This window comes from Kaistella haifensis DSM 19056 (assembly GCF_000735695.2).
Taxonomy (GTDB): domain Bacteria; phylum Bacteroidota; class Bacteroidia; order Flavobacteriales; family Weeksellaceae; genus Kaistella; species Kaistella haifensis.
Genome location: NZ_JASZ02000004.1, coordinates 120658 through 135677, shown reverse-complemented (window position 1 = coordinate 135677; position 15020 = coordinate 120658). Strand labels below are relative to the sequence as shown.

The following is a 15020-nucleotide window of genomic DNA, read 5'->3' as shown; positions in this document are numbered from 1 at the left end:
GATTTGCGTGTGCAAAAGTATAAACTATTTTTTAATTGACCAAATATTTCTTGAATAATTTTTAAAACTTTTTTTCGTAAGCCTTATCAATCACCATTACTATCTAATTCAATCTAATCCCTACTTCGCTCCCCTTTAACAAATCTCTCTGTTTGGGTTTGCAAAGATACCAACTTTTTCTCCCTTTCCAAATTTTTTCTAACCTATTTTTCTAAATCATACTCAACTTGCTGAATATCTGGGAGAAAAAATTAACTGCTCATGAAATATCCTTTTAAATGACATAAAAATTCCCACTCAGAGGAATGGGAAGATGATATTTTATTTAAATTCTAATTAAAAATTGATTCGCTTTAACTGCATAAACGCAAAGTAACCTATAATTACTCCAATAGTATCAGCAACCAAGTCGAGGGTTTCTAATGACCTACCAAAACCCATCTCATCCTGCAAAATCTCAGTTAAGATGGAATAAATTAGCATTATTTGTATATAATAAATGAATTTTATTTTGGGAAATGTCGCCATAAAGCAAAATCCCAATAGTGCAAAGATACTCAAATGCAAAACCTTATCAATCCCTTCAAACATAAAGGGATATTCTTGATTTTCAACTCCCGGTTTGAGGAGCATAAAAGTAAGAAATGCCCAATAAATGGGCAAAATCTTAGCAAATATTTTCGAAATCTTATCCAAGTGATTCTTGGTATTGTTCCGCGGTAAGCAGTTCTGAAGTATCTGCACCTTCCGCAACTTCTAGTTTAATAATCCAACCTTTCCCGTAAGGATCGGTATTAAGTAATTCTGGCTGATCCTCAAGATCCGAATTAAATTCTACAACTTTTCCGGTCAAAGGCAAAAACAAGTCAGAAACAGTTTTCACCGCTTCCACACTTCCGAAAACATCACCCGATGAAAGCTCATCATCTACAGAATCTACATCTACAAAAACGATATCGCCCAATTCGCTTTGAGCAAAATCTGTAATTCCGATAGTTGCAACGTTTCCTTCAACCCTTACCCATTCATGATCTTTGGTGTACTTTAATTCCGACGGTGTATTCATTTTTTATTAAATTTTATTTTTCCAAAATTACTTAAAATTATCATAATCTCAAATCTTTCAATCGAAATTAATTAAAATCTTATCATATTCTATCTTATCTTCTTGATTGCAACGAAATTATTCTTCATTCAACTAAAAAAATCCGCAAAATTCAAATTTCACAAAAAAATCAGTTTGTCTTTATATATATAATAAGATCAACTTTTAATGCTTTTAGTATATTTGTTGCTGATGAAAACGAAATTTCGTTTTAAATTTTAATCTTAAAAAAGAATCAATGAATTTGAATAATAAATTAGCAAAAGCCCAACAAACCTTTGAAGAATGGAGAAAAATCCCGTTTGCAAAAAAGCAACAATTGCTCTTTAAATTAGCTGATTTGCTAGAAAAAGACGCAGAAAAATTCGGCAAAAACATCACCAAAGAAATGAACAAACCCATCTCCCAATCGATTGCGGAGATCAAAAAATGCGCTTTGATGACGCGGTATTACGCTGAAGCAGAAAATATCTTAAAACCAGAAAAAATAAAAACTGAATTTCGCGTTTCGGAAGTTCACTATGCGCCGCTTGGTGTTATTTTGGGAGTGATGCCTTGGAATTTTCCGTTCTGGCAGGTACTTCGTTTTGCGGTTCCGGCGATTCTTGCAGGAAATACAGTAGTTTTAAAACACGCCTCAATTTGTTTCGGAAGCGGAAAATTGATGGAAAAATTATTTCTTGATGCAGGATTTCCAAAAGGCATTTTTCAAAATTTAGAAATTGGTCATGCGGAAGTGAAATCTGTTTTAGAAAACCCTATTATTCAAGGAGTGAGTCTTACAGGAAGCGAAAAAGCTGGTGCTGAAGTCGCTTCTATTGCCGGAAAAAACATTAAAAAATCATTACTCGAACTCGGCGGAAGTGACGCATTCATTGTTTTGGACGATGCCCAACTGAAAAAAGCGGCGGAAAGTGCTGCCAAAGCTCGACTTCAAAACTGCGGACAAGCGTGTAATGCAGCGAAAAGATTTATCATTCAGAAAAACACGGAAAAAGAATTCATGCCGATTTTCATTAAAGAATATCAAAAATTTATCCCCGGAAATCCTATGAAAAAAGAGACCAATCTCAGCGGAATGGCCCGTCCGGATTTGGCAGATGAATTGGAAAATCAATATAAAAAAGCGATAAAAAATGGTGCAGAAATCATCTTACCTTTGAAAAGAATTTCGGAAACACAATTTCAGCCGGGACTTATCAAAGTGAAACCCGGAAATCCTATTCTAAAGGAAGAACTTTTCGGGCCACTCGGGATGGTAATGATTGCAAAAAATGACCAAGAAGCGCTAAAAATCGCCAATGACATTCCGTTTGGTTTAGGAAATTCGGTTTGGACTAAAGATAAAAAACGCCAACAATTCTTCATCGAAAACCTACAATCCGGAACGGTGAGCATCAACAAGGAAACCAGCTCGGATCCTCGACTTCCTTTTGGTGGCGCTAAAAGGTCAGGATACGGAACCGAACTTTCGATGATTGCCTTGAAAGAATTTGTCACTGCAAAAACAGTTGTCGGAAATTAATTCACCCTACGAAATAAAAAAGATCGGCTCCGATGGGAACCGATCTTTTTTTATGTAAATTTCCTGCGAATTCTACTCGTTATCTTCTACCTCGTGTTTCAGTTGGGCTTTGTACAAAGTTGCGTAGTAGCCATTTTTGTTGAGCAACTCCATGTGTTTTCCTTCTTCCACAATTTTCCCGTGTTCCATTACAATAATTTTATCTGCTTTTTCAATAGTTGAAAGTCGGTGCGCAATGATAATTGAGGTTCTGTTTTTAGTGATTTTCTCTGTCGCTCTTTGGATCAATTTTTCACTTGCTTGATCAATGGAGGAAGTTGCTTCATCCAAAATAAGAATTTTCGGATCCGAAAGATAAGCCCTTAAAAATGATAACAGTTGCCTTTGTCCCAGCGATATCGATGAACCTCTTTCACGAACCACATAATCGTAGCCGCCGGGAAGACTCATGATAAAATCGTCTACCTCGATTTCTTTGGCAATTCTTCTTATTTTTTCTAAAGTTACTGTTTCGTCACCAAACGAAAGATTCTCGAAAATACTACCATGGAAAAGGAAAACATCCTGCAAAACAACGCCGATATGACTTCTTAAATTATACAGTTCATAATCTTTTAGCTCGACATCATCCAAAAGAATTTTCCCGGAATTGATATCATAAAGCCTTGTAATCAAGCTGATAATTGTCGACTTCCCAGCGCCAGTTGCACCTACAATTGCCACAGTTTCGCCCGGATTTACTTTAAAACTGATGTCTTTCAAAACTTCCTGTTTATCATCATAAGAGAATTTCACATCTTGAAATTCAATTTTTCCGTCGAATTGATGCTTAATCACTTCCCCGTTGTTAGATAATGAAAAATCTTCGTCCATCACTCCTAAAACCCTTTCTGCGCCTACAATTCCTCTTTGAATATTATTAAAACGATCCGCAATTTGGCGTAGCGGGCGAATCAACATAGAAATGTATTGAATAAACGCAATCACCACACCAGCGGAAATGGTAATATAACCTCCATAAAACAATACAAACCCGATGAAAAGGGAAGAAATCAGTTCAACCACCGGAAAAAACAGCGAGAAAATGAACACTGTTCTCAGCAAAGCCGATTTCAAAGTGATATTGATTTGGTCAAATTTTTCAAACTCAGCTTTTTGTCTGTTGAAAACCTGAATAATCGTCATTCCGGAAAGTCTCTCCTGCACAAATGAGTTTTGAGTTGCGGTCCAAGTTCGTTCATCGGTAAACGCTTTTTTGAGTTTTTTCTGGAAAAATCTCGTAATTACCACCATCAGCGGAAGAATTGCCAAGGAAATATAACTCAAATGCACATCCACTTGGAACATCATGATCAAAACGAAAACAATCCTCAAAATATCCCCGAAAACCATCAAAAACCCATCCGTATAAACCGTTGAAATCGTTTCTACATCGCCCACTGCACGTGTTACGAGTTGTCCAATTGGCGTTTTATCAAAGAAAGAAGTTTTGAAATAAATTAGTTTATGATACAGTTTTTCCCGGATATCGCGAATCACATTTTGGGAAATATAATTGGAAAAATAAACCAGAAAAAAATTGAGAATGGTTTCCCCAAAAACCAAAGCGATTAAAAGATAAATATGCTTCATCATCGAAGCTTTATCTCTCAATTTGATGATGTCGGAATCCACAATTTGCATCGTAAGATACGGTCGATAAGTAGAAATCACTGATAAAAAGATCGAAATAATTAAGGTAATAATAAACCATGTCCGGAATTTCATTCCGATAACAAATAGTCTTTTAATAATATCCCAGGTATTTTGTTTTTTCATTTTAAATTGGTCTTACTCAAAATTATAACCTACGTCCACCAAAAAAAGTCCTTGCGCTGGAGCTGATGTACCCGCCGAATTTCGATTTTTTTCTTCGATGATGGTTCTTAAATTTTCAGGTTGTATTTTCCCGTTTCCTATTTCCACCATCGTTCCTACAATAGCGCGAACCATATTTCTCAGAAACCGATCCGCGGAAATAGTGAATTTCAGTTCCGTTCCATTTTGCTCCCAAAACGCTTTATAAATTTGGCAGTTATTGGTTTTATTGTCGGTGTGAAGTTTTGCAAAACTCGTGAAGTCTTCATACTCAAATAGGATTTTGCAGGCATCATTCATTTTTTCGACATCCAGTTTTCTTTTCCACATTTGCCATGAATGATCCAGGGTAAAAGGATTTTTTTCTAAAGAAATATAATACTCATAAGTTCGGAAAGTAGCATTAAACCGGGCATGAAAATTTTGTTTCACCTCAAATATTCTTTTCACAGCGATATCTTGAGGCAAAAAACTATTGAGTTTGTAAACCAGATGATGATCCAAAACCAAATCGGTGTCGAAATGAGCAAACATCTTTTTTGCATGAACTCCGGTATCGGTTCTTCCTGCACCCGTGGTTTTGATGTCTTGTCTCAACAAAGTTGAAAGCGCTTTCTCTAATTCCTGCTGTACGGAAATCTCGTTGGGCTGTATTTGGTAGCCGAAATAATTCTTGCCTTGATAAGAAAACTCGATGAAATATCTCATTGATGCAAATTTCTAAAATTTAATCCGTAAAATTCAAGAAAAATCGAGTAAATTGCTTTCCCATGAAAAAGATTTTACTCCTCTCCGATTCTCATTCCTATATTGATGACCGAATTTTAGATTACGCCTCACAAGCCGATGAAATATGGCATTGCGGAGATTTCGGCAATCCAGAAGTCATCGAAAAGCTGGAAAAAATTACCACTTTGCGTGGCGTTTACGGAAATATCGATGGGGAAAAAGTAAGAAAAATCTTTCCGGAAGTTTCGCGTTTTACCATTGAAAATGTAGAAGTTTTAATGATACATATCGGTGGTTATCCCGGAAAATATTCTCCATTAGCCAAAAAAGAAATCGCTGAAAAAGCGCCAAACCTTTTCATTTCCGGGCATTCTCACATTCTGAAAGCCATGTACGATCAAAAAAATAATTTACTACACCTCAATCCCGGCGCTTGCGGAAAAGAAGGTTGGCATAAAACCCGCACCACGATGCGTTTTGAAATCAATGGTGAAAAATTTGAAAATCTGGAAGTGATTGAATTGGGAAAAAGATAACTGTTATTTCTTCTGAAGTTCATCAAAAATACTATGAATCAATCCATCGGCAACCGAAATTTTCGGTACAAATATTTTGCTGATGTCGCTCCAGTTCATCACATTATTGAAAATTTCCAAAGCTGGAACCAAAACATCGGCCCGATCCTCGCGCAAACCGTATCTGCTCATTCGTTCAGGTACCGAAAGTTCGTTCATTTCTTTGTAATGTTTTTTCAGAAATGTGGTTGACATGGGTTTTCCGTCTTTCGTTTTGCTCATCGAAAATATTTTGTTGATATTTCCTCCGGAACCTATGGCGACAATAGGTTTTTTGCTATTGATGTTTTTTCTGATTTCTTCTTTCATTTCTTTCCAATGATCATCGGTTACCAAACCATTAAGCAATCGAATGGTCCCGATATTGAAAGATTTTTCGTAGATCATTTTTCCGCCTTCGTAGAAAGTAAGTTCGGTAGAACCGCCGCCAACATCGATGTATAAATAAGCAAAATCTTTGTCAAGTCCTTCTGCAACGTGATTTTCATAGATCAAAGTTGCTTCTTCATCACCGGAAATAATTTCGATTTCAATCCCAGAAGCTTTTTTTACTTCATTGATGATTTTCTGCCCATTTTTCGCATCGCGCATCGCACTGGTAGCACACGCTCGGTAATGTTCTACCTGGTAAATCTTCATCAAATCACTGAAAATTTTCATCGAATCAATCACCATTTTTTCTCGTTCCGGACCAATCTCGCCTTTCGCAAAAACATCCATCCCCAAACGCAAAGGAATCCTCAAGAGATTGAGTTTGGTAAATTCCGGTTTGCCTTTTTTGGGTTCGATGACTTCATTAATCAAAAGTCGAGCGGCATTACTCCCGATATCGATGGCTGCAATTCTCATGATCTTTAAATTAAAATTCCGAAGGATACAAATGAAATAAATTGATATTTAAAGGAAAGAAGAATCAAATGAAAACGGCAATAAATCGCGGATTGTTTTTGTTTTGAAAATTTCACCATCCAATGAAGCAAAATAAATTTCAATTCCTTCTTTTTGTATAGCTTCATACTCCAAAATCGATTGTCTGCAACTACCACACGGAGGAATAGGAACCGAATGAACAGCTTCTTTTGGAGCGCCAATAACGAATAATTTCTTCATTTTTACATCAGGGAAGTTCGCTGCCGCCCAAAAAATGGTGGTTCGTTCAGCACATAACCCCGAAGGATAAGCCGCATTTTCCTGATTACTGCCCGAAATAATCTCGCCGTTCTCCAAAAGTATCGCACATCCAACTTGAAAATTTGAATAGGGAGCGTATGCTTTTTCGCGAATCTTTTGAGCCGCATCGAAGAGTTTTTTTTCGATCGCATCAAGACTATTGTAGTTTTCGATGGTCTCAAAAGTGATTTTTAATTCTTTTTCCATTTAAAAAAATTGGGAAGTAAAGATACGAAAATTTGTGAAACGGCGTACATGAAGTTGATCTCAAAACGAACTTTAAAAATGGGAAAAATACCGTTAATTTGCAGGTTTAAATTTAAGTCCAAAAATATGTTATACACCCCTATAAAACTCAGAAATCTAGAACTGAAAAACCGTTGGGTAATGTCGCCAATGTGTATGTATTCCTGCGAAAATGGAATGCCCAACGATTTTCATTTTGTGCATTATGGGAGCCGCGCACAAGGTGGAACCGGACTCATCATCGTGGAAGCAACCGGTGTGGTTCCCGAAGGTCGAATTACCCATAAATGCATGGGAATTTGGAATGATGAACAAGCAGATGCGCTTTCCAAAATAGTGAAATTCGTTCATGAAAACTCTGCAAGCAAAATCGGAATTCAGCTAGCTCATGCCGGAAGAAAAGCTTCCACCTGGAACGGAAAACAGATTTCTTTGGAAGAAGGTTAGGAAACTGTAGCACCCTCTCCGATTCCTTATTCCGAAGATGAAAGAATTCCACACAAACTTTCAGTTGAAGAAATTAAAAATTTGGTTAATAGCTTTAAAGAAGCCGCAAAACGTGTCATCGATGCGGGTTTCGATGTGATTGAAATTCATGCTGCTCACGGCTATCTCGTTCATCAATTTTTGTCGCCATTATCGAACACGCGAACCGACGAATACGGCGGAAGTTTCGAAAACAGAACTCGTTTTCTGCTCGAAATTGTAGAGGCAGTGAATGAACTTCTGGATGAAAACCATCCGTTATTTGTAAGAATTTCTGGAACGGAGTATGCGGGAGGCGGCTGGAATATAAAAGATAGTGTAGCATTAGCCAAAATTTTAAAGGAAAAAAGTGTTGACCTCATCGATGTTTCAAGTGGAGGAAACATTCACGGCGCGAAGATCAATTTGTTTGATGGCTATCAGGTTCCATTAGCGGAAGCTGTTAAAAAAGATGCCGAAATTGCAACCGGCGCTGTTGGATTGATAAAATCAGCAAAACATGCTGAAGAAATTTTAAAAAATAATCAAGCAGATCTCATTTTTGTCGCCCGCGAAATTTTACGAAATCCCTACCTTCCGGTTCGGGGTTCATTTAAAAATAAAGACCATTGCTTTTTTCCACATCAATATGAAAGAGCGAAACCTTAAGAAAAAAGCCAACTCTTGCAGTTGGCTTTTTGTTGATGTATGTTTCAGTTTCACTTGATTAATTTTCGAAAACTGCTTCTAACAAACAGACTTCCGAAATAAAAAACGGACAGAATTAAGAACACAATTCCTAACATGAAGAAAAACTCCGTAAGTCTTAACAGTAGACCTGGCACTGTAGGATCTCCGTCCATTACAAAACCAATTGTCGTCACAATCCATGAAATTCCCAATAAGTTTAAGATTTTCTTTTTCATCGTTTCTTTATTTTTATCGGATAACGGCAAACTGATATTTTTTATTATTTCTTTTTTAATTTAAGAATACTCAAATTTTCTAATGACTTCCAGCGTTCGGTCGATTTCTTTTTCTTTAATAGCATCAGAAATAAACCACGTTTCGAAGCCACTCGGCGGTAAGTAAATCCCGTTTTCAAGCAGAAAATGAAAGAAATTATTGAACAACGAATGATTCGCATTCGCCGCTTCATCAAAATTAGAAACAGCATTGATATGGAAAAAGATGCTCATCATGGAGCCTTTACGGTTGATGCGGTGTTCGATATTTTTAGAATTTAATATTTTCCCGATTTCAAAATCAAGCGTTTCGGTTGTTTTATTGATATTTTGGTAGAAATTTTCATCCTTTCTGATCAATTCCAGTGTCGTCAAGCCGGCTCTCATTGCCAAAGGATTTCCACTTAAAGTTCCTGCCTGATAAACAGCGCCTTTGGGAGCAAGGTGATCCATAATCTCGTTTCTACCGGCAAAAGCTCCAACCGGAAGTCCGCCACCGATCACTTTTCCGTAAGTGACCAAATCGGCTTTCACGTTATACACTTCTTGCGCACCGCCAAATGCCAATCGGAATCCCGTCATCACCTCATCTAAAATCAGCAACGCACCATTTTCATCGCAGAGTTTTCTTAAATTTTGAAGAAAATTATTCTCGGGCAATACACAACCCATATTTCCGGCAACCGGCTCAACAATTACCGCCGCAATTTCGCCCGGATTGTGTCGGAACAAATCAGCCACCTGTTCAGCATCATTATATCTTGCAAGCAAAGTATCCTTAGCGGTTCCTGCAGTCACGCCCGGCGAATTTGGGTTTCCAAAAGTCGCGGCACCGCTTCCTGCTTTAATTAAAAACGAATCGGAATGCCCGTGATAACAACCTTCAAACTTGATGATCTTGTCTCTTCCGGTAAAACCTCTTGCCAAGCGAATCGCGCTCATACAAGCTTCTGTCCCCGAAGAAACCATTCTGATTTGGTCGATATTCGGAACATTTTTTACAATTAATTTGGCGATTTCGGTTTCCAATTCCGAAGGTGTTCCGTAGGAAAAACCATTTTCAGCTTGCTTTTTTATGGCTTCCAAGACTTCTGGATGCGTATGTCCCAAAATTGCGGGCCCCCAAGAATTAATATAATCAATGTACGTATTATCATCCGCATCGGTCATATAAGCACCTTTCGCAGATTTCATGAAAATAGGAACGCCGCCTACAGATTTGAAAGCTCGAACCGGAGAATTCACTCCACCCGGAATATATTGATACGCTTCATCGAATAAAGCTGAACTTCTTTGATATAACATTTTCTTTAAAAATTTTATTAATAATAAATTTAGCTTCTAGGTTTTTTGCTTTGAAGATAAATAAGTTGCCCGACTCGGGGTTGTTCGCCGTACTCCATCCTGTTTTTCGAATACAATTTCGAAAGTTTTATGCCGAATTTTTGGGAAACATCATGCATCGTCTCTCCTACTTTGGTTTTGTAAGTAGCCACATTTCCGCTCGAAGCTTTGGATTCCAGGAAAAGAATATCGTTTCTCATCAGTTCTCCACCGTCGAGTTCGTTCCATTTCATCAATTTACTTTCAGAAATCCCGAATTTTTTAGAGATTAAAGAAAGCTGAGTATCCATTGGAATCACAACAAATTTTCTACCGCCATTCGGATGGTTTTTTACCAGAATAGAGTTCAACATTTCGGCGCTGGTCTTCAATTGATTGACCTTTTGTTGCTGTTTTGCGTAAGAAGTTTGCTCGTAAGGAACTGTCACCGTTGCAGGTTTTGGTTTCACTTTGCTTTGTTCAAGCTGAGCCATGAAGATTCGGTCGCTTTCTAAATTCGGATACATTTTCAAGATGGTGTACAAAACTTCTTTGGAGTTGGTATTATCGAATTCGTAAAGTCTATTTTTTTCGATTTTATCAATTAAAATATAAGCATAGCGCGGATTTGTAGCATATCCGGCTTTTTTCAGTCCGTGTGCCCAAGCTTTATAATCTTTCATATCGAGCTTGAAAAGATTGACATAATATTGCCGATAAGCTAAAAATTTCGAATGATCTTCGTAAGATTCCCGCGGATCATCATACACCCGGAAACACTCATTCGGAGCATCATCGGTGTGTTTCATCGTCTTGCCCGTCCAGTCTTCTTTACATTTAATGCCGAAGTGGTTTTTACCGATCTGTGCGAGGCGGCTCTGTCCGCCACCGGTTTCTAAAAGTCCTTGTGCTAAAGTGATGGAAGCCGGAATTTTGTATTTTTCCATTTCCTCTACAGCGTAGGGTGCGAATTTCTGTATATACTGCTCATCGTTTTTCCAGCTCTGAGCTTGGAATTTTGATAAAATAAGTATTGAAAGGATACAAAATATGCTTTTCATAAATATTTTAAATTTTGGACTAATGCCAATGTTTTTATTTTTTTGATGGGTAAAGCCCTCATTTTCCGAATTGAATCAATGCTCTGTTTTTCTTCCTCAGCATTTCGTTGGCTCCTTCTATTCCTTGCAAACCGCCGGTGTGGAACGCCAAAATCCGGCTCTTTTCCGGGAAATAATCTTCTTCGATAAGCTCGAAAATCTTCCTCATCATTTTTCCGGTATAAATTGGATCGAGTTCGATGCCGAAATTTTGGTAAAATTCATTGATAAAACGAATATTTTCATCAGTTATTTTGCCGTACCCGCCATCTTGTGCATCAATCAAATCAAAATTATTCTTTCCGGAAAGTTCCGCAACAGTTTTTTCCAATGACTGATCAATTACCACTTTAAAACCCAAAACCTTCTGATGTTGCTCCGCAAATCTGGATAATCCTGCGACCGTTCCTCCGGTTCCAACTGCGGTACAAAGATAATCAAAACTTTTCGTTTCATTATTCAGCAGGTATTGGATGCCTTTCACTGCATTTTTGTTGGTTCCACCTTCCGGAATGATGAGCGCATGCGGAAATTCAATTTGCAAATTTTCGGTAAGCTGATTTTTGTCGTTATATTCTTGTCGGGTAACGAAGCGAAATTCCATTCCGTTTTCGGAAGCGGTTTTCAAGGTTGGATTTTCTTGCCAACGATCGTGTAATTCTTGTCCACGGATGATGCCCAAAGTAGAAACTCCCGATTCTTTCCCTAATGCGGCTACAGCGGCAATATGATTAGAAAATGCGCCCCCAAAAGTGATCAGGAAAGGTTTCTCAGGTTTTTTTTCTAAATAATGATTGATGTTGTAGAAGAGTTTCCAGAATTTATTTCCGGAGATTTCAGGGTGGATGAGATCTTCGCGTTTGATGAAAAGCGTTATGTTTTTCTCTAAAGGAATTGGAATGATGGGAATTTGGATTTCCGGGATTTTCATGGAACAAATTTCGGGGAAATATTTTGATTAAAAACCAAACTTTCGATAGTAAATCGAGTTGCGCCCCGGATTGAACGGCATGTTTGAGCTCTCCCGGCGACGCAGGAGCCGGGAAGCGAGTAGTGAAAGCCGGAAATGTGCGCCCAAAAATTATACGATAAACTTCAGAAAACTCCACCATCTTCTGGTTTCGAGGTAATTGAAATCGTTTTCCATCGCATAAGCTTCACGCTCGAATGAGATGGATTTGTAGGCCTGAAAGGAATCTCGGAGCCGGAAAAACCAGTAATAATATTCGATGACATACCATAAATAAAAGAAAATAATGAAAAGCTCCAGTTGCTGACGAAGGTGAATTTTCTCGTGATTGATGAGTACGCGATCGTGACGCGAGGCATTTTTCCGCAGAATAATAAAGGGAAAAATTGTAATCGCTGAAATTTTCGTATTTTTGAGAAGCCTTTGGCAAACCATTATCATGTAACAAAGATAAAATTTTCAGTCATTTTGATTTAACCCATGAGCAAAAATACCATCAAAGAAAACGAAGATTATTATTATAACGAGCAGGGATACAAAGTTTTCACCGAAAATTTCCACCTCAAGCGTGGCTATTGCTGTAAAAGTGGGTGCAAACATTGCCCGTATGGTTATGATAAAAAAACCGACCGTTTCATAAAACCTGTTAAAAAAAATTAAACAAATAAAATTTTGGCGATGAAATCAACAATTATCAAATACCGCAAAACAAATTTTAAAGCGATGGGCAAAAAATATTTTTTCCTGTTGCTGGCTTCGGCTACTTTGGGATTAACTTCTTGTAGTCCTTTTAATGTAAAATCCGATTACGCAGAAACCGCAAACTTCAATGCTTATAAAACCTATAAACTGAGAATCGACGATTTGAAACTCAATGATATTGATAAAGACCGCGTTTTGAATGAGGTTTCCAAGCAATTGCAAACCAAAGGCATGAGCGTTGCGGATAACCCGGATTTGATCGTAAATGTGAAAGCCAACCACAAGAAAATTCAGGATGTACAAAGCACGAGACCTTACGGAATGTACGGTTGGGGCGGTCCTTTCGGTTGGGGAGTTGGGGTGAACAGAACTTGGACTTCCAATTATAACCAAGGTTCTTTGATCGTAGATTTGATTGATGCAAAAACACAAAAACTGGTTTGGCAGGGAGTCGGAAGCGGAATTTCAGTAGATTCGCCAAAACAGAAACAAAAACAAATCCCGGAAATTGTTTCGGAAATCATGGCAAATTACCCTCCACAAAAAGGAAAATAGTTTTTTTAATGTTAATAATAAAAAAGAACGCACTGTATTTCAGCGCGCTCTTTTTCTTTTAGTATTTATTCAATTTTACTTTCCTAAAGCTTCCACAATCGGGTTTCCGATGTTTCCACTTGGGAATTGGATTCTGAGCAAAGCGGATAAAGTCGGTGCAATATCGGTCATGTTATAATCTCTATTGCTTTCTCCGTTTTTGAAACCCCATCCCATGAAAATCAAAGGAATATGGGAATCATAAGAATTCCAAACACTATGGGTGGTTCCGGTTTTGGAATAGGGTGGCAACATCGAATCGTGGGAAACCAACTGAATATCGCCACTTCTCTGCCAGTTGTAACCATTGATTATTCTAGATTTAATGGGTTCCGGAATGGGTGATTGCCCGATCTTTTTCAAATTCACAGCGAAAAGAACAGTTTGATCTTTATTCAACTCATCCACCAAATAATCCGCAACTTCTTCTGCATTGAGCTTATTGGCTTTCATATAATTTTGATCCAAATAAATCTGGTAATTATCAATCCCGATGATGAGTTTATCGTATTGATACTTTAATTTTAGAAGATCATTTAAGTTTTTTTCAGCATTATCAGCAAAGAATCCAGTTGCCATTTTATGTTCTTTCATGAAACCTTCGGAATGTGCGCCACCATGATCAGCTGAAAGGAAAACGGTGTATTGTCCCTTCCCTACTTTAGCATCTAACATTTTGAAGAAATCCGCCAAATCCGCATCTAATCTTAAATAAACGTCCTCAACTTCAATGGAATTGGGTCCAAATTTATGTCCTGCATAATCTGTGGAAGCGATATTTACAGCTAAGAAATCCGTTACATTGTCTTTTCCCAATTGTTCACCATCCAAAGCAGCTTCGGCAACTTTCAGAGTTAAAGTAGAACCAAAAGGCGTATATCGGATATTATCTTTTTTGGCTTGATAATCTTGAGCTAAATTGCTGTAAGGAAATGTAGGTGTTTTTGCACTTCCGAGCAATCCTTCCCACGGAGAATTATCCGGTGAGCTTTCGGTGTATTGATCGATTGGGAGCAAAGTGTTCCATCCGTTTGCGATTAATTTATCTGGTAAATTCTGCCCATTGAAATTCTTCAACCATTGAGGCAAATCGTTGCTATAATAAGAACTTGTCACAAAATTCCCGGACGAATCATCGAACCAGAAAGCTCCGGTTGGATTATGCCCCGCCGGAAGAATCGACGCTCGATCTTTCAATGAAACGCCCACAACTTTTGCCTGAAAGTTAGTCGCCATTCGCAACTCGTCAGTAATCGTAGTTGACCATAGGTTTTTCGGAGAGTGACTTCCTACTTTTTTGCTGGAAGTTCCTACTGGCAACACCGTTTCGTCGGTGGTGCAATATACATTTTTGCCGGTATTTTTGTCCGTCCAATCGTTCCCCGCAATCCCGTGAATCGCCGGAACCGAGCCTGTATAAATCGAAGTATGACCTATCGCAGTAACCGTAGGAACATAATTGATATGCACATTATTTAAAGAATATCCTTGGTTTAAAAGTCTTTTAAAACCGTCATTCCCGAATTTGTCGTAGTAGCGGTACAGGTAATCCCAACGCATCTGATCGATCACCAAACCTACCACCAACTTGGGCCTTTCGAGTTGGGTTGTTTTATTTTTTTGAGCATTCATACTGAAAGCCGACAAGAAAACAAGGGCTAAAATTTGAATTTTTTTGGACATGATTTTTACTT

The 15020-nt window shown here is 38.0% G+C and carries 16 protein-coding genes and 1 pseudogene; 5 read left to right on the top strand and 12 right to left on the bottom strand.

All coding sequences use genetic code 11. From position 1 onward, the window contains the following. Positions 1 to 336: 336 nt before the first annotated feature. Together AP75_RS03855 and gcvH are read right to left on the bottom strand one after the other, a co-directional pair. A complete protein-coding gene (locus tag AP75_RS03855; protein ID WP_242589758.1) occupies positions 337 to 744 on the bottom strand; it encodes a VanZ family protein in 408 nt (135 codons plus the stop codon). Further along, positions 689 to 1066 carry a glycine cleavage system protein GcvH gene (gene gcvH / locus AP75_RS03850; protein ID WP_031502115.1) on the bottom strand — a complete coding sequence of 126 codons (378 nt, stop codon included), beginning with the start codon at positions 1064 to 1066 and terminating at the stop codon, positions 689 to 691. The genes AP75_RS03855 and gcvH overlap by 56 nt, the downstream gene beginning before the upstream one ends. Positions 1067 to 1343: 277 nt before the next feature. Between gcvH and AP75_RS03845 the strand changes: the two genes are divergently transcribed. Then, positions 1344 to 2630, top strand: coding sequence for an aldehyde dehydrogenase family protein (locus tag AP75_RS03845; RefSeq protein ID WP_088263631.1), 1287 nt, complete (start codon positions 1344 to 1346; stop codon positions 2628 to 2630). A gap of 72 nt (positions 2631 to 2702) precedes the next feature. Here AP75_RS03845 and AP75_RS03840 read toward each other — a convergent pair whose 3' ends face one another. Both AP75_RS03840 and truA read right to left on the bottom strand, forming a co-directional pair. Continuing rightward, positions 2703 to 4448 carry an ABC transporter ATP-binding protein gene (locus AP75_RS03840; protein ID WP_031502114.1) on the bottom strand — a complete coding sequence of 582 codons (1746 nt, stop codon included), beginning with the start codon at positions 4446 to 4448 and terminating at the stop codon, positions 2703 to 2705. A gap of 12 nt (positions 4449 to 4460) precedes the next feature. Then, a complete protein-coding gene (gene truA / locus AP75_RS03835; protein WP_031502113.1) occupies positions 4461 to 5195 on the bottom strand; it encodes a tRNA pseudouridine(38-40) synthase TruA in 735 nt (244 codons plus the stop codon). A 62-nt stretch (positions 5196 to 5257) separates the two neighbouring features. Here truA and AP75_RS03830 point away from each other — a divergent pair, with 62 nt between their 5' ends. Continuing rightward, positions 5258 to 5752 carry a metallophosphoesterase family protein gene (locus AP75_RS03830; RefSeq protein ID WP_031502112.1) on the top strand — a complete coding sequence of 165 codons (495 nt, stop codon included), beginning with the start codon at positions 5258 to 5260 and terminating at the stop codon, positions 5750 to 5752. 3 nt (positions 5753 to 5755) lie between these two features. Here the strand turns inward: AP75_RS03830 and AP75_RS03825 are convergent, their stop codons facing one another. Together AP75_RS03825 and cdd are read right to left on the bottom strand one after the other, a co-directional pair. Then, entirely contained in the window at positions 5756 to 6640 is an 885-nt protein-coding gene (locus AP75_RS03825; protein ID WP_088263630.1) for a Ppx/GppA phosphatase family protein, read from the bottom strand. A gap of 48 nt (positions 6641 to 6688) precedes the next feature. Further along, positions 6689 to 7168, bottom strand: coding sequence for a cytidine deaminase (gene cdd / locus AP75_RS03820; protein ID WP_031502257.1), 480 nt, complete (start codon positions 7166 to 7168; stop codon positions 6689 to 6691). A gap of 126 nt (positions 7169 to 7294) precedes the next feature. Here cdd and namA point away from each other — a divergent pair. Next, a pseudogene (gene namA / locus AP75_RS03815) lies at positions 7295 to 8341 on the top strand (NADPH dehydrogenase NamA). A 50-nt stretch (positions 8342 to 8391) separates the two neighbouring features. Here the strand turns inward: namA and AP75_RS03810 are convergent. From AP75_RS03810 to AP75_RS03790, 5 genes are all read right to left on the bottom strand, one after another. Next, entirely contained in the window at positions 8392 to 8598 is a 207-nt protein-coding gene (locus AP75_RS03810) for a hypothetical protein (RefSeq protein ID WP_031502254.1), read from the bottom strand. A gap of 60 nt (positions 8599 to 8658) precedes the next feature. Continuing rightward, positions 8659 to 9942: a glutamate-1-semialdehyde 2,1-aminomutase gene (gene hemL, locus AP75_RS03805; protein WP_088263629.1), complete on the bottom strand. Its 1284-nt coding sequence runs from the start codon at positions 9940 to 9942 to the stop codon at positions 8659 to 8661. Between the two features lie 29 nt (positions 9943 to 9971). Beyond that, positions 9972 to 11021, bottom strand: coding sequence for a glucosaminidase domain-containing protein (locus tag AP75_RS03800; RefSeq protein WP_088263628.1), 1050 nt, complete (start codon positions 11019 to 11021; stop codon positions 9972 to 9974). Between the two features lie 58 nt (positions 11022 to 11079). Beyond that, positions 11080 to 11991 (bottom strand): 1-aminocyclopropane-1-carboxylate deaminase/D-cysteine desulfhydrase, encoded by a 912-nt coding sequence (locus AP75_RS03795; RefSeq protein ID WP_031502253.1) that lies wholly within the window; start codon positions 11989 to 11991, stop codon positions 11080 to 11082. A gap of 150 nt (positions 11992 to 12141) precedes the next feature. Then, a complete protein-coding gene (locus AP75_RS03790) occupies positions 12142 to 12471 on the bottom strand; it encodes a hypothetical protein (protein WP_031502914.1) in 330 nt (109 codons plus the stop codon). Positions 12472 to 12510: 39 nt separating this feature from the next. Between AP75_RS03790 and AP75_RS03785 the strand changes: the two genes are divergently transcribed. Then, on the top strand, positions 12511 to 12690 hold the full coding sequence (locus AP75_RS03785; RefSeq protein WP_088263627.1) for a DUF5522 domain-containing protein: 180 nt from the start codon (positions 12511 to 12513) through the stop codon (positions 12688 to 12690). A gap of 18 nt (positions 12691 to 12708) precedes the next feature. Further along, positions 12709 to 13287, top strand: coding sequence for a DUF4136 domain-containing protein (locus AP75_RS03780; protein ID WP_394335368.1), 579 nt, complete (start codon positions 12709 to 12711; stop codon positions 13285 to 13287). 75 nt (positions 13288 to 13362) lie between these two features. Here AP75_RS03780 and pafA read toward each other — a convergent pair whose 3' ends face one another. Beyond that, complete coding sequence (pafA, locus tag AP75_RS03775) at positions 13363 to 15009, bottom strand: alkaline phosphatase PafA (RefSeq protein ID WP_088263626.1); 1647 nt, start codon at positions 15007 to 15009, stop codon at positions 13363 to 13365. Positions 15010 to 15020: the final 11 nt, after the last annotated feature.